20 protein-coding genes are annotated in these 18,398 nt (G+C 75.1%); 15 read left to right on the top strand and 5 right to left on the bottom strand.

The window, feature by feature from the left end; all coding sequences use genetic code 11:
* Window positions 1-14: 14 nt before the first annotated feature.
* The 12 genes from ACQPXD_RS32415 (at window position 15) to ACQPXD_RS32360 (ending at window position 9,473) form a co-directional block, all read left to right on the top strand.
* Window positions 15-464, top strand: coding sequence for a hypothetical protein (locus ACQPXD_RS32415; RefSeq protein ID WP_432825134.1), 450 nt, complete (start codon window positions 15-17; stop codon window positions 462-464).
* Between the two features lie 21 nt (window positions 465-485).
* The gene (locus ACQPXD_RS32410; RefSeq protein ID WP_432825133.1) at window positions 486-725 is read left to right on the top strand and encodes an SCO4848 family membrane protein; all 240 of its coding nucleotides are present in this window, start codon (window positions 486-488) and stop codon (window positions 723-725) included.
* 72 nt (window positions 726-797) lie between these two features.
* Window positions 798-1,319, top strand: coding sequence for a SigE family RNA polymerase sigma factor (locus tag ACQPXD_RS32405; RefSeq protein ID WP_432825132.1), 522 nt, complete (start codon window positions 798-800; stop codon window positions 1,317-1,319).
* Window positions 1,319-2,470 carry a hypothetical protein gene (locus ACQPXD_RS32400; protein ID WP_432825131.1) on the top strand — a complete coding sequence of 384 codons (1,152 nt, stop codon included), beginning with the start codon at window positions 1,319-1,321 and terminating at the stop codon, window positions 2,468-2,470. The genes ACQPXD_RS32405 and ACQPXD_RS32400 overlap by 1 nt, the downstream gene beginning before the upstream one ends.
* Before the next feature lie 271 nt (window positions 2,471-2,741).
* Entirely contained in the window at window positions 2,742-3,020 is a 279-nt protein-coding gene (locus tag ACQPXD_RS32395) for a GlsB/YeaQ/YmgE family stress response membrane protein (protein WP_432825130.1), read from the top strand.
* A gap of 74 nt (window positions 3,021-3,094) precedes the next feature.
* Window positions 3,095-3,667 (top strand): GNAT family N-acetyltransferase, encoded by a 573-nt coding sequence (locus tag ACQPXD_RS32390; RefSeq protein WP_432825129.1) that lies wholly within the window; start codon window positions 3,095-3,097, stop codon window positions 3,665-3,667.
* A 17-nt stretch (window positions 3,668-3,684) separates the two neighbouring features.
* On the top strand, window positions 3,685-4,347 hold the full coding sequence (locus ACQPXD_RS32385) for a class I SAM-dependent methyltransferase (RefSeq protein WP_432825128.1): 663 nt from the start codon (window positions 3,685-3,687) through the stop codon (window positions 4,345-4,347).
* A 66-nt stretch (window positions 4,348-4,413) separates the two neighbouring features.
* Window positions 4,414-4,626: a PspC domain-containing protein gene (locus ACQPXD_RS32380; protein ID WP_432825127.1), complete on the top strand. Its 213-nt coding sequence runs from the start codon at window positions 4,414-4,416 to the stop codon at window positions 4,624-4,626.
* Between the two features lie 37 nt (window positions 4,627-4,663).
* On the top strand, window positions 4,664-4,966 hold the full coding sequence (locus ACQPXD_RS32375) for a hypothetical protein (RefSeq protein ID WP_432825126.1): 303 nt from the start codon (window positions 4,664-4,666) through the stop codon (window positions 4,964-4,966).
* Between the two features lie 37 nt (window positions 4,967-5,003).
* Window positions 5,004-5,867, top strand: coding sequence for a YunG family protein (locus ACQPXD_RS32370; protein WP_432825125.1), 864 nt, complete (start codon window positions 5,004-5,006; stop codon window positions 5,865-5,867).
* A 690-nt stretch (window positions 5,868-6,557) separates the two neighbouring features.
* A complete protein-coding gene (locus ACQPXD_RS32365) occupies window positions 6,558-8,060 on the top strand; it encodes a DNA polymerase ligase N-terminal domain-containing protein (protein ID WP_432825124.1) in 1,503 nt (500 codons plus the stop codon).
* 75 nt (window positions 8,061-8,135) lie between these two features.
* Window positions 8,136-9,473, top strand: coding sequence for a glutamate-cysteine ligase family protein (locus tag ACQPXD_RS32360; protein WP_432825123.1), 1,338 nt, complete (start codon window positions 8,136-8,138; stop codon window positions 9,471-9,473).
* 6 nt (window positions 9,474-9,479) lie between these two features.
* Here ACQPXD_RS32360 and ACQPXD_RS32355 read toward each other — a convergent pair whose 3' ends face one another.
* Window positions 9,480-10,190 (bottom strand): hypothetical protein, encoded by a 711-nt coding sequence (locus tag ACQPXD_RS32355; RefSeq protein ID WP_432825122.1) that lies wholly within the window; start codon window positions 10,188-10,190, stop codon window positions 9,480-9,482.
* Between the two features lie 172 nt (window positions 10,191-10,362).
* Between ACQPXD_RS32355 and ACQPXD_RS32350 the strand changes: the two genes are divergently transcribed.
* From ACQPXD_RS32350 to ACQPXD_RS32340, 3 genes are read left to right on the top strand one after another with little or no spacing between them, the layout of a single operon-like run.
* Window positions 10,363-10,566 carry a heavy-metal-associated domain-containing protein gene (locus ACQPXD_RS32350; RefSeq protein ID WP_432825121.1) on the top strand — a complete coding sequence of 68 codons (204 nt, stop codon included), beginning with the start codon at window positions 10,363-10,365 and terminating at the stop codon, window positions 10,564-10,566.
* A 1-nt stretch (window position 10,567) separates the two neighbouring features.
* Window positions 10,568-12,754, top strand: coding sequence for a heavy metal translocating P-type ATPase (locus ACQPXD_RS32345; protein ID WP_432825120.1), 2,187 nt, complete (start codon window positions 10,568-10,570; stop codon window positions 12,752-12,754).
* 40 nt (window positions 12,755-12,794) lie between these two features.
* Complete coding sequence (locus ACQPXD_RS32340; RefSeq protein ID WP_432825119.1) at window positions 12,795-14,045, top strand: hypothetical protein; 1,251 nt, start codon at window positions 12,795-12,797, stop codon at window positions 14,043-14,045.
* A gap of 530 nt (window positions 14,046-14,575) precedes the next feature.
* Here ACQPXD_RS32340 and ACQPXD_RS32335 read toward each other — a convergent pair.
* From ACQPXD_RS32335 to modA, 4 genes are all read right to left on the bottom strand, one after another.
* A complete protein-coding gene (locus tag ACQPXD_RS32335) occupies window positions 14,576-15,388 on the bottom strand; it encodes a class I SAM-dependent methyltransferase (RefSeq protein ID WP_432825118.1) in 813 nt (270 codons plus the stop codon).
* A gap of 198 nt (window positions 15,389-15,586) precedes the next feature.
* On the bottom strand, window positions 15,587-16,636 hold the full coding sequence (locus ACQPXD_RS32330) for an ABC transporter ATP-binding protein (RefSeq protein WP_432844038.1): 1,050 nt from the start codon (window positions 16,634-16,636) through the stop codon (window positions 15,587-15,589).
* A 101-nt stretch (window positions 16,637-16,737) separates the two neighbouring features.
* Window positions 16,738-17,499, bottom strand: a complete 762-nt coding sequence (locus ACQPXD_RS32325) for an ABC transporter permease (RefSeq protein ID WP_432844036.1) — start codon at window positions 17,497-17,499, stop codon at window positions 16,738-16,740.
* A gap of 89 nt (window positions 17,500-17,588) precedes the next feature.
* Window positions 17,589-18,380, bottom strand: a complete 792-nt coding sequence (modA, locus tag ACQPXD_RS32320) for a molybdate ABC transporter substrate-binding protein (RefSeq protein ID WP_432844034.1) — start codon at window positions 18,378-18,380, stop codon at window positions 17,589-17,591.
* Window positions 18,381-18,398 lie beyond the last annotated feature (18 nt).

The following is an 18,398-nucleotide window of genomic DNA, read 5'->3' as shown; positions in this document are numbered from 1 at the left end:
GTAGCCTGCGACAGGTGGCCCTGCCGACCGCCGCGGAGATCCGGGACGCGACCTGCGTCGCCTGCCCCGCGCAGGCGTTCGCCCTGGGGCGCTTCGACGTCGCCGCGCGGCCGGGCCCCGAGCACCCCTACGATTCGCGCCGCGGCTACCGGGTCAGCGCCGCCACCGGCACCCCGACCTGCGTGCACCCGTACCGGATCGGCGTGCCCCCGGCCGGGTACGCCTCGGCCGGCGCGCCCCTGCCCACCGGCGCCGAGCCGACGCCCGCGCCCGCCGGGACCGACCTGGTCCTGCCCGACGACCCGACGCTGCTGGAGGCCTGGCTGGTCGCGGTGGTCCGGCAGGCGCCGCCGGCGGGCCTGGGCCCGGCCGTGCGCCGCGCCGAGGCCGCGGCCCTGGAGCGGTTCCCGCCGTCCGAGGTGCTCGCCGCGCTCCGCCGGGTCCTGTCCTACGAGCTGCGCTGAGCGGGCGGGCATACTTCCAGGGTGGTGTTGTCGCGGCGCTGGTCGGTGTTCCTGGTAGCGGTGGGCGTGTGGAGCTGGGTCATCTGGCCCAGGTTCGCCCTCGCCATCTGGCGCGACGACCGAGCCTGGGACGCGGCCGGCGCGCCCACCGGGTTCTTCTGGGTGCACGCCGTGCTCATCGCTGTCTCGCTCGCCGTCGGCAGCGTGGTCGGCGTCCTCGGCGTGCGCGGCTGGCTGGCGGCCGGGCGCCGCAAAGCCTGACGGCTCGCCGGCGGAACCTTTCGCGGCCCTGCGCAGTAGGGAGGGGAAAGGGGACGACGGGGAGGAGCCGACGTGCGAAGACCGGACCACGACGCGCAGTTCGCGGCCTTCATGGCCGCCGGGGCGCAGCGGCTGTATCGGGTCGCGTACCTGCTCAGCCAGGATCCGGACCAGGCGGAGGAGCTGACCCAGCACGCGCTCGTGCGCACCTACACGGCCTGGGAGCGGTTGGACGGCGGGGACGCGTATGCGTACGCCCGCCGGATCCTGGTGAACCTGCACAGCGACTGGTGGCGGCGATACCGGCGAAGGGAACGGCCGATGCCGCAGCTGCCCGAGCGGGCGGCGGGCGGCGCCGACCCGGCCGACGCGGTGGCGGACCGGGCCGGGCTGGTCCGGGCGCTGCGGCAGCTGTCGCGGCGCGAACGGGCCGTCGTCGTGCTGCGGTACTACCTCGACCTGAGCGAGCAGCAGGTCGCCGACGAGCTCGGCGTCGCGCTCGGCACGGTCAAGAGCGCCGCCTCGCGCGCGCTGCGCAAGCTGCGCGTCGACCCCGACCTGAGCCGCCACCAGCAGCAGCAAGGAGCGTCGTGATGTACACCACCGAAGAGCTGCGCCGGGCCCTCACCGAGGAGGCCGAGGGCCGGACCACGCGGCTGACCCACGCGGACATCCGGGCGGCGGCCGCCCGCCGCCGGTGGCGCATCGGCCTCGGCGGGCTCGCCGCGCTCCTGGTGCCCGTGCTCGCGGCCGGCGCCGCCGTCGCCCTCGGGCCGGGCGGGCCGTCCCCGGCGCCGATGCCCACCGACCGGCCCGCCACCGTCGTGCCGTGGGTCCCCGACCCGTCGCTGCCGCCGCCCGCCGGACCGGTGCGGCATACCGGGCTGAACGTCGGCGACCAGGAGTTCGTGGTTTGGTACCAGGACGAGATCAACGGCGTCAGCGGGGGACTGATCGATGCCGGCGGTCGCACGCGCCGGCTGGAGGGCGGCGTCGCGCCGGCGCCAGGCCGGTTCGGCACGGTCCTCGAGGTCGACGACCGCCACGGCGGGCTCATCGACTACGGGGTCTTCGGCGCCGCCGGCGCGGGCGTCGAGGTGACCGCCGGCGGCAGTACCACGGCCGCCTCGACGGCGCCGATCCCCGGCGTGCCGGACGCGACGATGTTCTGGGTCCGCCGCGGCGGCGTCGCCGCCCGGCCGACCGGCGCCGTGGACGGCCCGTCGCCGGACGCCGTGTTCACCGCCCGCGGCCCGGGCGGCGCGGTGCTCGGCACCGGCACGGACATCCAGCGCAGCGACGGCGGGGTCAACCGGGACGGCACCGCGCGGCCGATCGGGGAGTGGATCCACACCGGCCACACCCTGTCCGGCGGCGGTGAGCTGGTGTTCTGGTTCGACGGCGACGACCGGGCGGCCACGGCCCACGCCGGCAGCGACGACGGCGCCGGCACCGTGACCGAGCTGAAGCCCATCGCGGGGCTGCACCGGCCGCCGTTCGCGATCGGGTTCTACGGCGGGTACAACACCTTCGACCTGGCCGGCGGCGGCACCGTCACGGTCGGCATCTACGCCGGGCCCGCGGCCACCGTCGAGATGAGCGGCAGGACCCACGGCTCGGCCGCCTGGACCGCCCACCCGGAGCTGCGGATCTTCTGGGCCACCGGCGCCGGCACGCCACCCACCGCCGTCGCCGAGGACGGATCGGGCCACGTGGTGGACACGACGGATTTCCAGCAGCCGTAACTCCCGGGCATGGTGCCGGCCGCGGGCCGTGGATGCGGCCGGCACCATACCGCCGTGTCGGGCCGTCCCCCGCGGCCACCGGGGGAGGTCACCTGGCTGCCGGTGAGCTTGTGCGATCGCATGCTTCGCTTCCGGTACCACCAGTCTGTGCAGGGATAGGCCGGCGCGCGGACAAATCGCCACGAAGCCACCCGATCGATGCCGTGTTTGGGCCGGCGACCTGGCGGGAATCCATTTGTCGACGCTGAAGAAAACCCCCTGAGGAGGAGCAGTGACTGTCACCGGAATCATCACGGCGCTCATCGTCGGTCTGATCGTCGGTGCGCTGGGTCGGCTGGTGGTTCCCGGCCGGCAGAGCATGTCGATCCTGGTCACGATGGTCGTCGGCGTCATCGCCGCCCTGCTGGGCACGGTGCTGGCCAACGCGATCGGCATCTCGACCGACACGCCGGGCATCGACTGGGGCGAGCTGCTCGTCCAGGTCCTGCTCGCGGCCGTCGGCGTGGCCCTGGTCGCCGGCATCAGCGGCCGCGGCCGGCGCGCGCTCTGAGCCGCAGCCGTAGCACCGCGACTCGACGATCCCCGGCCCCGGCGGCCGGGGATCGTCGTTTGTACGCTGCTGGCATGACCGCTGTCGCGATCCCGCCGTCCCTGGTCGTCATCGAGCTCGGCGACCTGGTGCTGCGGGCGCCGGACCCGTCGGACGCCGCGGCGGTCGTGGCCGCGTTCGCCGACCCGCAGCTGCGCCAGTGGAACCCGCCGCCGGTCCACGACGACGACCCGGACGCGGCGGCCCTGGCCTGGATCCGCGACCGCGCCGACTGGTCCGCGGGCCTGCGGGTCGCCTGGGTGGTCGCGGAGGCCGCACCCTCCGGCACCGGCCCGCTGCTCGGCTCGGTCTCGATCCGCGTCGAGGCGCACTCGGGCAACGGCTCGATCGGCTACTGGACCGCCCCGCCGGCCCGCGGCCGCGGCGTGGCCACCCGCGCGGTGCGCGCCGCGACCCGCTTCGCCTTCGACGTGGTCGGCGTGCACCGCATCGAGCTGGCCCACGCGGTGGCCAACCCGCCCTCCTGCCGGGTCGCCCACGGCGCCGGCTTCCCCCTGGAGGGCGTGCTGCGCGAGGCCTACACCTACGGCGACGGCGCCCGCTACGACGAACACCTGCACGCCAAACTCGCCACCGACCCCGACTGACGCCCTATCCTGGTTCGATGTCCTTCAATGAGACCGACCGGCGGCACCAGCGGCTGCGCCGGCTCTGGGACCGCCACGCCGCCGACTACGACCGCCGGATGGGCATCGCCGAGCGGCGCTACTTCCGCGACACCCGGGCCTGGCTCGCCGGCCAGGCCACCGGGGACACCCTCGAGGTCGCCGTCGGCACCGGGCTCAACCTGCCGCACTACCCGCCCGGGGTCCGGCTGACCGGCGTCGAGTGGAGCCCGGCGATGCTGGAGCAGGCCCGCCGCCGCGCCGCCGACCTGGGCCTTACCGCCGACCTGCGGCTCGGCGACGCGCAGGCGCTCGCGTTTCCCGACGCGTCCTTCGACACGGTGCTGTGCAGCTTCGGCCTGTGCGCGATCCCGGACGGGCGTGCCGCGATCGCGGAGATGGCCCGGGTCCTGCGCCCCGGCGGCACGCTCCTGCTTGCCGATCATGTTCCTTCGACGGTACCGCCCGTGCTCGCCCTGCAGGTCCTCGTCGACGCGGTGACCGTGCCGCTGCAGGGCGAGCACTTCCGGCGCCGGCCGCTGCGCTGGGCGCGGGAGCTGGGCTTCGCGCCGGTCCGGCACGAGCGGTTCAACCTCGGCATCATCGAGCGGTTCGCGGCCGTACGGGACGGCTCTCAGGGGCGGGCCAGGGCCGTGCCCTGATGCGCCCGGGGCGCCACCGTCCGCATGCTTGCGGGGACCTGTTCGAGACGGTGAATGGAGAAGACGATGGAATCCGTGTACGGCTCGATGCGCCGGCAGGGTCTGGTCCGGCCGGTGCACGGCCGCGTCCTGGGCGGCGTGTGCGCGGGCCTCGGGCAGCGCTTCGGGCTCGACCCGTGGATGGCCCGGCTGCTGTTCGTGCTCGTGCTGCTGCTCATCCCCGGCAGCCAGATCCTGATCTACCCGATCCTGTGGATCCTGATGCCGTCGGAGGCGTGACCTTCCTCGCCCGTACCACGCGACTACTCTTGCGCGCGTGGAAGATCATCAGTTTGGTCCGGCCGGTCCCTACGAGATCGGCTCGAAGACCTGGCCGGGCCTGGCGAAACTGGCCGAAGAGGCCGGCGAGGTCGTGCAGGTGCTGGCGAAGCTCATCGGCGTCTCCGGCCAGGACCGGTACTACGACGGCTCCGACCTGCGCGAGCGCCTCATCGAGGAGTGCGGCGACCTGACCGCGGCGATCGCCTTCTTCACCGAGACCAACGGCCTGGGCGCCGCCGTCGACGCCCGGGCCCGGCAGAAGCTCGCGCTGTTCCGGCACTGGCACGACCAGGGATGACGATTTTTTGTCGTACCCCTCCGGCATGATGCCCCCCATGCTGCTCCCCGTGCTGCTGCGCTCCTGGGGTCCCGACACCTGCGACCCGTCCGACCTCGCCGACTGGCACCCCGGCAACCCGTCCCGCGGCCAGTGCGGCCCGACCGCGCTGGTCGTGCGCGAGGTCCTCGGCGGGGAACTGCTGCACGGCCGGGTGACCGCCGGCGGGGAGCCCGCCGGTCACCACTACTGGAACCGCCTGCCCGACGGCACCGAGCTCGACCTGACCCGCGACCAGTTCCGCCCCGGCGAGCTGGTCGCCGGCGGCTCGCCCGTCCCGGTCCCGGAGGGCCCCCCGACCCGCTGCCGCGGCCAGCACGCCCTGCTACGCCACCGCGTGCTCGCCGCCCTCGGCCGCCTGCCGTCCCCGACCGCCCCGCCGCTGCGCCTCGCGCTGGCCCTGCTGGTGGACCCGGCCGGCGCCGTCCTGCTGCGCCGCCGCTCGCCGTCGGCCCCGTTCGAGCCCGGCCAGTGGGCCCTCCCGGCCGCCCGCCTGCAGCCCGGCCCGCCCTCCACCGACGACCGCCCCCGCCACCCCTTGGTCATCGAGGCCACCCGCCGCGCCCAGGTCGAGGAGGCGGCCCGCCGCGCCCTGGCCGAGGAGGCCGGCATCGAGTTCACCGACCGCCTGCACCAGCACTGGCACGGCACCTTGCCCGACGTCACCGGCACCGCCGCCCACGTGGAGGTGACCATCCTGGCCGGCCGCTACGACCTCGGCGACGCGGGCATCCTGGCCGACGACCTCGCCGCCACCGACCTGGCCCCGTCCGCCGCCATCGCCCTGCGCACCTTGATCCGCAGCAGCCGCGCCAGCCCGGTCCGCGCCGAAACCGCCTCACGCCGCTCCACCCCCGCCTGACCCGCTCCCGCTCTCGGGTTCGCGCCGCTCTCGGGTTCGCGCCGCTCGGGTTCGCGCCGCTCGGGTTCGCGCCGCTCGGGTTCGCGCCGCTCGGGTTCGCGCCGCTCGGGTTCGCGCCGCTCGGGTTCGCGCGGCGTCTGGGGCTCGCGCGGCCGGGCGTCCCGCCCGCGTGCCTGGGCTTGCGCGCTTGGGCCTCGCGCCGCTTGGGCCTCGCGCCGCTTGGGCTCGCGGCGCGCCTGGGGCTCGCGCGCCGAGCGTCCCGCCGGCGTGCCTGGGCCTGGGCGCGTGGGGCTCGCGCCCGCGTCGCGGTCCCCGAGCGAATATCCGATCGGCGTAGCCGGGGCGGACGTATGTCTCCGTGATCATGATGCCCGCCGTGGCCGCACCGCGGGTTTGCCATGATCCCGGAGACTTGTGGTACACGGGGGTACATCAGCGCTCCGTGATCATGAAAAACCGTTGGTGTCGGTGCCGGGTTGCGCATGATCGCGGAGACTTCCGGTCGCTGCGCCGTGCTCCGCGGCGTGCGGCGCCGGCCGTGTGGACCTGAACGCGGATCGCGTTCGGCGTGCGGGCCTGGACGTGCAGGCCGAGATCGCGGTCGCCGGCGGGCCGGCTGGGTGGCGGGGGAGTGGGGTGGGATTGGGGCATTCGGTTGCCGGGGCGGGCGGGGCGGGATTGACTGGGCTGGTGGCCGATTCGCGACCGGAGCCGCCCCCGCGCCGCTTCGTCGTGCAGTTGCATCGGGCGCGGCGGCTGCACTACGACTTTCGCGTCGAGGTGGACGGCGCGCTCGTGAGCTGGGCGGTGCCGAAGGGGCCCTCGCTGGACCCGAAGGTGCGCCGGGCGGCGTTCCGGGTCGAGGACCACCCGATGGAGTATGTCGACTTCGAAGGGATCATCCCGGCCGGCAAGTACGGCGGCGGGGACGTGATCGTGTGGGATGCCGGGACGTGGGTGCCGTACAAGGACCCGGACCCGGCGGCCGCGCTCGCCGCCGGGGAGCTGCACATCGAGCTGCGCGGGGAGAAGCTGCGCGGGCAGTTCGTCATCGTGCGTACCCGCAACGACGACTGGCTGCTCATGCACAAGCGCGACGAGTATGCCGTCCCCGGCTTCGATCCGGCCGCGCTGCCGCTCTCTGTCCTCAGTGGACGGTCCAGCGACGAGGTGCGGGACGACCCCGAGCTGATGTGGCGTTCGGACCTGCCGGCGGCCGAAGCGGCGGTACCCCTCAAAGCGGCAAGTCACACAGCGGACGGCCCGGCGGCCGATGATGACGAGCTTGCCGAGCTGGACAAGCTCGGCTCATCGGGGCGGTGGCACGTCTTCGGCCGTGAGCTGCGGGTCACCAACCTCGACAAGGTGCTGTTCCCGGGCCGCCCGCCGGTGACGAAGCGGGAGATTCTGCGGTACACCGCGCAGATCGCCCCGACCGTCCTGCCCTATCTGCAGGGGCGCGCGCTCAACCTGCACCGCTTCCCCAACGGCTCCGACGCGGCCGGGTTCTGGCAGAAGGCGCTGCCGGGGCACGCGCCCGGGTGGCTGCCCCGGTGGCGGGAGCCGGAGTCGGGGACCGAGTACCTGGTCGCGGACGAGCCGGCGGCGCTGGTCTGGGCGGTGAACTTCGGCGGGCTGGAATGGCATCCGTGGACGTCGCTGACCGATCGGCCCGAGCTGCCGACGTACGCGCTGGTCGACCTCGACCCGGGGCCGGACACGGCGTGGGCGGACCTGCTCGCGCTCGCCCGGCTGCACCGCACCGCGTTCGAGCATCTCGGCGTCGCCGCGCGGGCCAAGGTGACCGGGCGGCGGGGCATCCAGATCTGGGTGCCGGTCGAGCGCGGGCCCACGTTCGCCGAGACCCGGGCGTGGGTGGAGCGGCTCTCCCGGTCGATCGGCGCGGTCGTGCCCGACCTGGTCAGCTGGGCCTGGGAACGCTCCGGGCGGGCCGGCCTCGCCCGGCTGGACTTCACGCAGAACGCGGTGAACAAGACGCTCGTCGCGCCGTACAGCCCGCGGCCGGCGGCCGGTGCCCCGGTCTCGGCGCCGATCGACTGGGACGAGCTCGACGACCCGGGGCTGCGGCCCGACGGGTTCACGATCCGCACGATCGGCGCCCGCCTCGCCGAGCGCGGCGACCTGTTCGCGGACGTGCTGGGCCGGCCGCAACGCCTCCCACCACTGCACTGACCGCGGGCGGACAGTTTCCTCACTGTGCGGCGGCGTACGATTGCCCGCGGTAACGCGCCTGTCGAGGAGGCCGGGGTGGCGGACACGGACACGTTGCGGGCCCTGGACCTGCGGCGCATCTTCACCGCGCCGCCCGGCCGGTCCGAGGCGATCGGCCTGGAGGTCGAGGTCGGGCTGATCGACCTGGAGACCCGTCGCAACGCGACCTATCCGCAGGCCTTGGCGCTGCTCGACGGCCTGGTCCGGGCCGACGCCGCGATCCCGGTGCTCGACGGCGCCTACACGGTCGGCGCCGCGGTGCCCGGCGGCGGCACGTTCACGCTGGAGACCGGGGGAGCGCTGGAGTACTCCTCGGCGGCCCTGCCGACCGTGGCCGCCGCCGTCGCCGACGTGCGCGAGAACCTGCTCGACGCGGCCGCCGTCGGCGCCCGGCACGGGCTCGCGCTGATCACGGGCGGGATCGTGCCGTTCGCCGCCGCGCAGGACATCGCGTGGAACCCGAAGCCGCGGGTGCGGGTCATGCGCGACTACTTCCGCGAGCTCGGCCCCGACGGCGGGCACGCCGACGAGGTGATGGGCCTGATCCTGTCGGCGCAGACCACGCTGGACTACGTCGGCGACGGCGACCTGATGGAGAAGCTGCGGCTGCTGGTGCGGGCCGCGCCGGTCGTCGCCGCGCTGTTCGTCAACTCGCCGGTGGCCGCAGGCGCGGAGACCGGCGTGCTGTCCCGGCGGATGCAGTACTGGCGCCGCTTCGACCCGCGCCGCTGCGGCGTGCTCAGCGTCGCCCTCGACGCCGGTGCGGGCGTTGACGACCTGGTCGACTGGGCCGCGCGGCTGCCGATGATCTACCGGCTGGTCGGCGGCTCGCACGTGGCCGCCCCGGCCATCCCGTTCCGGCGGGCGATGCGGGAGGGCTTCGGCGACGGCAGCTATCCGACCGAGGCCGACTGGGAGCTGCATCTGAGCCAGGTCTGGCCGCACGTGCGGGTCCGCCGGACGCTGGAGACCCGGCTGTCCGACGCGCCGCCGTGGCCGTGGTTCGGCGCCGGCGCGGCGCTGTGGGCCGGCCTCGTCTACGACCCGGGCGCCCGGGCCGCCGCGGGGGAGCTGCTCGGCGGCCTGACCGCGGACGAGCTCGACCTGGCCGCGGTCGACGTGGCGGTCAAGGGCCTGCGCGCCACCGTCGGGCCGTACCTGGTGCGCGACCTGGCCCGCGGGCTGCTGCGACTGGCCCGGCAGGGCCTGTCCGCCCGGATCGCCGCCGGGCTGGAGCGGCCCGAGACCCTGGCCCAGCTCGACCCGCTGGACGAGGTCTGCGAGACCGCACGCACCTTCGCCGACCGTACCCTCCACACCTGGCAGCGGGGCCCGGAGGCGTTCGTGCGGACCTTCCGCGTCCCCACCGGATAGCCCCCGCTAAGCGCCGAGCACGCGCAGGGTCACGGCGCCCAGGCCGGCCAGGATCTCGACGAAGTGGTTGGACCGCAGGCCGGCCGACTGGACCGTCACGTCGAGGCCGCGGCCGCCCGCGGTCAGCGTGCCGCCGTCGTGGTACGACTCGTAGGGCGCGTTGCGCACCTGCTGGATCGCGAACGCGAACAGGCTTTCCCCCCGCTCCTCGGACTCCGTGCGGGAGTACTGGTGGCGGTACCGGTGCTGCATCGACTGGAACCCGGTGGCCTCCGGGCCGTGCCGCTGCGGCTGCACCGAGGCGTAGGTGTCGTTGGCGAACCGGACCGTCCAGCCCGAGGCCTGGCGCTCGGCGGCCTTCGCCGCGGCCATCGCCTGGATCTGGCGGATGTTCTCCTCCGGGATGCCCTGCGCGCGCATCCGGGCGATCCGGGCCGCGTTCTGCCCGGCGACGAGCTCGCCCGGCTCCAGGCCCGGCCCGCCGACGCCGCCCTCGCGCAGGCGGCGGCGGATGGCGTCGCCGACGAACCCGGTCGCCTCCGGGCCGAGCAGGTCGAGGGCGCCGATCGACGTGACCGGGTGGCGCAGGTACGCGCCGAGCAGGTCGGGCGGCACGGCGGCCAGCCCCAGTGGGTGCCCCACCGGCACCGGCGGCAGCGCGAGCAGGTCGGGCGGCCCGTCGGGCTCGGCGGGCTGGTGCCGGAAGCGTCCGAACATGCGCCAATGATGGGGCCCGGCGCAGATCGTGCCCATCGACTGACGTACGCCTGACACGAACAGTTCCGGGTGACCTCAACCAGTGACGTTCGCCATGCTTGACCTTCATACCCGGTGGGGGTTTATTGTGAGGTAGATTTGGTACCCCTAGGGGGTAGACGAGGGAGCCGCGATGCTGACGACGTACACCGTGACCGGCATGACCTGCTCGCACTGCGTGAGTGCGGTCAGCGAGGAGGTCGGGCGCCTGGAGGGCGTGAGCGACGTCCACGTCGACCTGACCACCGGCGAGGTTGCCGTGACCAGCGACCGGCCCCTCGACCCGGAGTCGGTGCGCGCCGCGGTCGACGAGGCCGGATACGCGATCGCGGCCTGACATGACACCGCCCGCCACCAGGCGGATCGAGCTGTCCATCGGGGGCATGACCTGCGCCTCGTGCGCGATGCGCATCGAGAAGAAGCTCAACCGGATGGACGGCGTCACCGCGACCGTCAACTACGCCACCGAGCGCGCCAACGTCGAGTATCCGGCGACGATCACGCCGGGCGACCTCGTCGCCACGGTGGAGCGGACCGGCTACACCGCCACCGTCCCTGCCCCGCCGTCCGAGCCCGCGCCGCGGGACGAGCTCGAGACGTTGCGCACCCGGCTGTGGGTTTCCGCGGTACTGAGCGTGCCGGTCATCCTCCTGGCCATGGTGCCCGCGTGGCAGTTCGACTACTGGCAGTGGGCGTCGCTGACCCTGGCCGCCCCGGTGGTGGTCTACGGCGGCTGGCCGTTCCACCGCGCCGCCGCCGTCAACCTCCGGCACGCGGCCGCCACCATGGACACCCTGGTGTCGATGGGGACCCTCGCGGCCTTCGGCTGGTCGCTGTGGGCCCTCTTCCTCGGTACCGCCGGCGAGCCCGGCATGACCCACCCGTTCACGTTCGCCGTCGAGCGCACCGACGGCAGCGGCGACATCTACCTCGAGGCCGCCGCCGGCGTGACCCTGTTCCTGCTGGCCGGGCGCTACTTCGAGGCCCGCGCCAAGCGCCGCGCCGGCGCCGCCCTGCGCATGGTGCTGGAGCTGGGCGCCAAGGACGTCACCGTGCTCCGCGACGGCACCGAGCGCCGCGTGCCGATCGCCCAGCTGAGCGTCGGCGACCGTTTCGTCGTGCGGCCGGGGGAGAAGATCGCCACCGACGGCGTCGTCGAGGAGGGCAGCTCGGCCGTCGACGCGAGCCTGCTCACCGGCGAGTCCATCCCGGTCGAGGTCGCCCCCGGCGCCGCGGTCACCGGCGCGACCGTCAACGCGGGCGGCCGCCTGATCGTGCGGGCCACCCGGGTCGGCGCCGACACGCAGCTGGCCCGCATCGGCGAGCTCGTCCGGCAGGCGCAGAGCGGCAAGGCCGCCGTGCAGCGCCTCGCCGACCGCATCTCCGGCGTCTTCGTCCCGATCGTCGTCGTGCTCGCCGTGGCCACGCTCGGTTACCATTTGGCGGCTGGGGACGGTACCACCGCGGCATTCACGACGGCGGTCGCCGTGCTCATCATCGCCTGCCCGTGCGCGCTCGGCCTGGCCACGCCGACCGCGCTGCTGGTCGGCACCGGCCGCGGCGCCCAGCTCGGCGTGCTGATCAAGGGCCCGGAGGTGCTCGAATCCACCCGCCGGGCCGACACGATCCTGCTCGACAAGACCGGCACGGTCACGACCGGTCGGCTCGCGCTGCGCACGGTGACTCCCCGCGACGGCCAGGACCCCGACGAGCTGCTGCGCCTGGCCGGCGCGGTCGAGCACGCCTCCGAGCACCCGGTCGGCCGGGCGGTCGCCCAGGCCGCCGAGGCGCGCTTCGGCCCGCTGCCGCCGGTCGCCGGATTCTCCGGCGTGCCCGGCCTCGGCGTGCGCGGCGAGGTCGACGGCCGCAAAATCATCGTCGGCCGCGCCCAGCTGCTGCGCGAAAACGGGATCGACGCGCAGGACGACGACGGCATCCTCGTCGGCTGGGACGGCGCCGTGCGCGGCTCGCTCACGGTCGCCGACGCGGTCAAGCCGACCAGCGCATCGGCGGTGTCGCGGCTGAGCGCCCTGGGCCTGACCCCGATCCTGCTCACCGGCGACACACCGGCGGTGGCCCGGGCGGTCGCCGACGAGGTGGGCATCGCCGAGGTCATCGCGGGGGTACTGCCCGAAGGCAAGGTCGATGCGGTCCGCCGGCTGCAGGCCCAGGGCCGGGTGGTCGCGATGGTGGGCGACGGGGTCAACGACGCCGCGGCGCTGGCCCAGGCCGATCTGGGCCTGGCCATGGGCACCGGCACCGACGCGGCGATCGAGGCCGCCGACCTGACGTTGGTACGCCCGGATCTGCTCGCCGCCGCGGACGCCATCCGGCTGGCCCGGGCCACCCTCGGCACGATCCGCGGCAACCTGTTCTGGGCCTTCGCCTACAACGTCGCCGCCCTCCCCGTCGCCGCCGCCGGCCTGCTCAACCCGATGATCGCCGGCGCCGCGATGGCCTTGTCGTCCGTCTTCGTGGTGACCAACAGCCTCCGCCTGCGTGCCTTCCGTCCCCTGCCGCATTGACCGGCACCGTTTTGTCGTACCCCCTCGCTATGTTCCTCCCATGACCCGCGCTCTCGACGTCACCGCCCCGGTCCGCCTCCTCGCCGAGGCCGCCGCGCTCCTGGTCCGCCTGCTCACCGGCCGGTCCCCGCAGCCCGTCCACGCGGCCGTGCGACTGTGCGCCGACGAGACCGGCCTGGCCCTGACCGCCACCGACGGCGCGCTCGTGGTCCGGCTGCACGTCCCGGCCACGGTCCACGACCCCGGCGAGGCCCTGGTCTCCCGCCGCGGCCTGGCCGACACCCTGGCCGGCCTGGACCCGCCCGAGGCCCGTCTCGTTGGCGAGGGCGGCCGCCTGGCCGTGCGCGTCCCAGGCGCCAGGTTCGCCCTGCCCACGCTGCCCGACGCCTGGCCCGCACCAGCCACCCTGCCCCCGGAGTCCGCCCACGCCCCGGGCCCCGCCCTGCGCACCGCCGCGGCCGCGGTCGCCGGCGCCGCCTCCCGCGAGCACGCCCTCCCCATCTTCACCGGCGTCCGCCTGCGCGCCGCCGGCGGCCGCCTGTCGCTGCTCGCCACCGACCGCTACCGCCTGGCCACCGCCACCGTCCCGCTGCACGCCCCTCTCCCACCGGCCGCCCCGCCTCCGCTGCCCGCTCCGTCTCAGCTCGCGGCCCCGGCTCGGTTCGAGGCCCGGTCTCGGGTCGAGGCCCCGGCTGGGTTCGAGGTCTCGGCTCGGTTCGAGGTCCCGGCTGGGTTCGAGGTCCCGGCTCGGTTCGAGACCCTGGTCCCCGCGAGCCTCCTGGCCCGGATCGCCCCGGTCCTGGGCCGCGCCGACGCCGTCGCCCTGCACGTCGCGCCGGAGCTGTTCGCCCTGTCCTGGCCCGGCGGCAGCGTCACCACGCCGACCCTGGGCGACACGTTCCCCGACGCCCAACTCGACCGCCTGCTCGACACCACCCCGGAGTGCATCGCCGAGGTCGACGCCGACGCCCTGGCCCACGCCGTCGACCGCGCCACCGCGTACGCGGGAGACCAGGGCCGCGTGACCCTGCAGTCGATCGACGGCGCCCTGCTGGTCCGCGCCGCCGACCCCCTGCGCGGCGAGTCCGAGGAGACGGTGAAGGCCGCGATCCGCATGGGCCAGGCAACCCGCTCCTACCAGACCCGCCTCCTGTCCGACGCCTTGCACGCCTTCCCCGGCGACCCCGTCCAGCTCCGCATCCAGCCCGCCCTGCGCGCCACGGAGCTGACCACCGCAACCGCCAACCTGCGCTACCTCGTCGTCCCGATCCGCCCCACCGACCACACCTGACCCCGCCCCGCCCCCCGACATCACCGCCCCCGGGGCGCCGCGTCCGGCTTGACCGCGTCCGCGGCACCGCCCTGGTGCCCGCCGTCTCCGATCTCTTTCGCCCCCACGACCCTGCCGCATCAAGCCCCGTGCCCTTGCTGCCGGTCGCTCTTGGCCATGCGACCCCCGCCCGCATCAAGCCGTAACCCGCCCGCTGCTTCTTGTTGCTCCGGGCCCGACCGCCGCCCGGTGCGGCTGACCGTCGAGCAGCTGTGCGCCGCGGGGCACGGGGCAGCGACCGGAAGTCTCCGCGATCATGCGCACCCGGCATCGACACCAACGGTTTTTCATGATCACGGAGTGCTGATGTACCCCCGTGTACCACAAGTCTCCGGGATCATGGCAAACCCGGTGTGCGGTCAGCGCGAGCATCATGATCACGGAGACTTTCATCCGGCCCGGCCGCGCGGATCGGAGGTTGTGCGCCCGGCGGGTGCGACATCCGCACCGTCCGCAGTCGGTGGCATCCCGCACCGCGTGGTGGGTGTCAGTCAGGTGGAAGTTGGCTTGCGGGCCAGGTCGTAGGCGAAGCCGACCGTCTCGGTGAGGTGGCCGTCGATGCTGTGCCGGCCGAGCTCGGCGGCGAGGTCGGCGTCGAAGTCGGCGGCGTGGCCGGCGAGCACCGGCGGCGGGAGGAACGAGGTCGACCGGATGTGTCCGGCGAGGTCCGGGATCGTCCAGCGGTGCTCGGCCGTGAACTCATGGCGGCCGGCGAGCTCGAAGCCGGCCCGGGACAGCAGCTCGTGGTCCGGGTCCTGCTGGCGGTCGCGCTCCCAGCCCGGTGGGACGCGGCCGCCAGCGCCCAGGGTGTGCTGCCACCGGCGCAGCAGGCGGTCGAGGGTCCGCTGCCAGTCCGCGGGGCCGGCCCACGGCGAGGTCGACCAGCACAGCGCCAAGTGGCCGCCGGGGCTGAGCCAGGCGTGGGCGCGCTCGGCGACCGCGGCGCGGCGGAGGCGGTGGAAGGCGTTGCCGATGACGATCAGTTCGAAGCTCTCCGGGGCGGCGTCGAGCTCCTCCGCGGCGGCGGTGACCGGGCGGACGTCGGCCGCGCCGGCGGCGGCCGCCTTGGCGCGGACCACGTCGGTCATGTCCGGCTCGGCGTCGACCGCCCACGTCTCGGCGAACCAGCGGCGCAGCGGGAACGCGAGCTGGCCGGTGCCGCACGCCAGGTCGAGCAGCCGCCCGCGGCCCGACGGTGCGGCGCGGCGGGCGAGGTCGGCGACCATCCCGTCGGGGTAGGGCAGCCGGAAGCGGTCGTAGTAGCCGGCGGTACCGCGATACAGATCGGGCCGAAAGCCGGTCACGCGGCCAGCATTGCACGCGCCCGGGGCGGCGGCCGCAGCCGGGGGCAGGCGTAGGCCCCGGCGGCCTTGACCGCGCCCGGGGCAGCGGCGTCAGGCGGGGTGGCGTGGGCCGCGGCGGCCTTGACCGCGCTCGGGGCAGCGGCGTCAGGCGGGGTGGCGTGGGCCTCGGCGGCCGTGACTGCGGGCGGGGTGGCGGCCTCAGGCGGGGTAGGCGTGGGTCTCGGTGGCCTTGACCGCGGCCCACACCGGCTGGCCCGGAGCGAGGCGCAGCTGGGCGGCGGCGGCCGGGGTGATGTCGGCGGCGGCGCTGATCGGGCCGTCGAGCTGCACGCGCAGGTTGTCGCCGTTGGGCTGGATGCCGGCGATGGTGGCCGGCCAGGTGTTGCGGGGGCTGCCGTCGGGGCGGTCGGGGTGCAGCGCGACCGCGGCCGGGCGGAAGACCACGAAGGCGTCGCCGTGCAGGCGGTCGTCGCAGGTGAGCGTGAAACCGCCGGCCAGGTGGACGGCGGTGCCGTCGGCGCGGCCGCGGTAGAGGTTGAGGCCGACGAGGCGGGCGACGTAGTCCGTGCGGGGGCGGGCGGTGACGGCGGCGGCGTCGCCGTCCTGCACGACGCGGCCGTCCTCGATGATGACGAGCCGGTCGGCGAGCACGAGGGCGTCGAGCGGGTCGTGGGTGACGAGCAGCGTCGCGCCCGGGTGGCCGGCGAGGTGGCGGTGCAGTTCGGCGCGGGTGTCCAGCCGGGTGCGGGCGTCCAGGGCGGCGAGCGGCTCGTCGAGCAGCAGCAGGGTGGGGTCGACGGCCAGGGCGCGGGCCAGGGCGACCCGCTGGGCCTGGCCGCCGGACAGTTGGCGGGGCTTGCGGCGGGCGTGCTCGGCGAGGCCGACGCGGGCGAGCCAGGTCTCGGCCCGGGCCCGGGCGGCCCGCCGGTCCAGGCCGTGCCGGCGGGGGCCGAAGGCGACGTTGTCCAGGGCGGTCAGGTGCGGGAACAGCAGGTAGTCCTGGAAGACGACGCCGATCGGGCGGCGCTCGGGCGGGATCCACGTGCGGCGGGCCGGGCGGTCCAGGTCGCTGCCGGCGAGGGTGGCGTGGCCGTCGCCGAGCGGCTGCAGGCCGGCGAGGGCCCGCAGCGCGGTGGTCTTGCCGGCGCCGTTGGGCCCGAGCAGCGCGACGACCTCACCGGCGGCGATGCGCAGGGCGATGTCGAGGCGGAAGCCGCCGCGGTCGACGACCAGGCGCGCGTCCAGCAGCGGCGCGTCCGGCGGCGGCGCGTGCGGAGGCGGCGCGTGCGGAGGTGGCGCGTGCGGAGGTGGCGCGTGCGGAGGTGGGGGGGCGTCCGGCGGCGGGGCGGTCACGCGGCGGTGATCCAGCGCTCGCGCAGCCCGGCCAGGACGGCCACGGACACGATGAGCAGCACGAGGCTCAGCACCACGGCGCCGTCGAGGTCGCCGCCCTCCATGGTCTGGTAGACGGCCAGCGGCATGGTCTGGGTGACGCCGGGGAAGTTGCCGGCGAAGGTGATCGTGGCGCCGAACTCGCCCAGCGCGCGGGCCCAGCCCAGCACGGCGCCGGCGGCGATGCCCGGCGCGACCAGGGGCAGCGTCACGTGGGTGAACGTCGTCCAGCGGCCGGCGCCGAGGGTGGCGGCGGCCTCCTCGTAGCGGCGGTCGGCGGCGCGCAGGGCGCCCTCGACGGCGATAACGAGGAACGGCATGGCCACGAACGCCTCGGCGAGCACGACGCCGGTGGTGGTGAAGGGCAGCGTGATCCCGGTGGTACGGTCGAGCCACTCACCCAGCAGCCCGCGGCGGCCGAACACCAGCAGCAGCGCGATGCCGCCGACGACCGGGGGCAGCACGAGCGGGACGGTGATGAGCGCGCGGACCAGCCGCTGGCCCGGGAACTCGACCCGGGCCAGCAGCCAGGCCAGCGGCACGCCGAAGACCAGGCAGATCGCCGTCGCCAGGGTGGCGCACTGCAGCGACAGGCGCAGGGCGGTGAGCACCGCCGGGTCGGTCAGCCGCTGCGGCAGCGTAGTCCACGGCGCGCGGACCAGCAGCCCGGCCAGCGGCAGGACCAGGAACAGCAGGCCCAGCGCGGCGGGCACGAGCAGGCCGGCGGGTGCCCGCTGCCCGAGCCGTTTGCGCCGCGGCGGCCCGGCTTCCGGCCGGGCCGCCGCGTTCCGATCGGTGTCCGTCACGGTCAGGGTGCCTGGAAGCCGGCCTCGGTGAGCACGGCCTTGCCCTTGTCGGACAGCACGTAGGCGACGAAGGCCTTCGCGCCGGCGGCGTTCTTCGCGTTCTTGAGCGCCACGATCGGGTAGTCGTTGATCGCGTTGGCCGACTCGCCGAACTCGACGCCCTCGACGTCGCCCGCGGCGGCCTTGGCGTCGGTGCGGTAGACCAGCGCGGCGTCGACCTCGCCGAGCTTCACCTTGGACAGGGCGGCCTTCACGTCCTGCTCCAGGGTCACCGGGGTCAGCTTGACGCCCGCCGTGTCGAGCGCCTTCTTCGCCGCCGCCCCGCACGGGACCTGCTCGGCGCACAGGGCGACCTTCACCCCGGGCTTGATCAGGTCGGCCAGGCCCTTGATGCCCTTCGGGTTGCCCTTCGGCACGGCGATGACCAGCTGGTTCTTCACGAAGGTGGTCGGGGTGCCGTCGCCGTTGCCGGAGTCGGTGACGGTCTTCATGTTGGCCGGGGCGGCGGAGGCGAACACGTCGGCCGGGGCGCCCTGGTTGATCTGGGTGGCCAGGGCCGAGCTGCCGGCGAAGTTGAACTTGACCGTGGAGCCCGGGTTCGCCGCCTCGAAGTCCTTGCCGATCTTGGTGAACGACTCGGTCAGCGACGCTGCGGCGAAGACGTTCACCGTGCCGGTGACGCCGGTGGAGGTGGCGCTGCCGCTCGCGGCGGCCCCGGTCGGGCTGGTCGTGGCGGTGTCGTTGCCGCCGCAGCCGGTCAGGGCCACGAGGGCACCGGCCACCACGGCGATCATGGAGACGCGCAGGCGATG

The organism is Dactylosporangium sp. CA-092794 (genome assembly GCF_050948465.1).
GTDB lineage: Bacteria > Actinomycetota > Actinomycetes > Mycobacteriales > Micromonosporaceae > Dactylosporangium.
Note: the sequence above shows the minus strand (reverse complement) of the source record. Positions and strands in the feature narration are given on the sequence as shown.

Coding starts and splice junctions, on each gene's coding strand:
- ACQPXD_RS32350 (WP_432825121.1), top strand. CDS start 10,363: ATGCTGACGACGTACACCGTGACCGGCATGACCTGCTCGCACTGCGTG.
- modA (WP_432844034.1), bottom strand. CDS start 18,380: ATGATCGCCGTGGTGGCCGGTGCCCTCGTGGCCCTGACCGGCTGCGGC.
- ACQPXD_RS32390 (WP_432825129.1), top strand. CDS start 3,095: ATGACCGCTGTCGCGATCCCGCCGTCCCTGGTCGTCATCGAGCTCGGC.
- ACQPXD_RS32380 (WP_432825127.1), top strand. CDS start 4,414: ATGGAATCCGTGTACGGCTCGATGCGCCGGCAGGGTCTGGTCCGGCCG.
- ACQPXD_RS32355 (WP_432825122.1), bottom strand. CDS start 10,190: ATGTTCGGACGCTTCCGGCACCAGCCCGCCGAGCCCGACGGGCCGCCC.
- ACQPXD_RS32340 (WP_432825119.1), top strand. CDS start 12,795: ATGACCCGCGCTCTCGACGTCACCGCCCCGGTCCGCCTCCTCGCCGAG.
- ACQPXD_RS32385 (WP_432825128.1), top strand. CDS start 3,685: ATGTCCTTCAATGAGACCGACCGGCGGCACCAGCGGCTGCGCCGGCTC.
- ACQPXD_RS32370 (WP_432825125.1), top strand. CDS start 5,004: ATGCTGCTCCCCGTGCTGCTGCGCTCCTGGGGTCCCGACACCTGCGAC.
- ACQPXD_RS32400 (WP_432825131.1), top strand. CDS start 1,319: ATGTACACCACCGAAGAGCTGCGCCGGGCCCTCACCGAGGAGGCCGAG.
- ACQPXD_RS32345 (WP_432825120.1), top strand. CDS start 10,568: ATGACACCGCCCGCCACCAGGCGGATCGAGCTGTCCATCGGGGGCATG.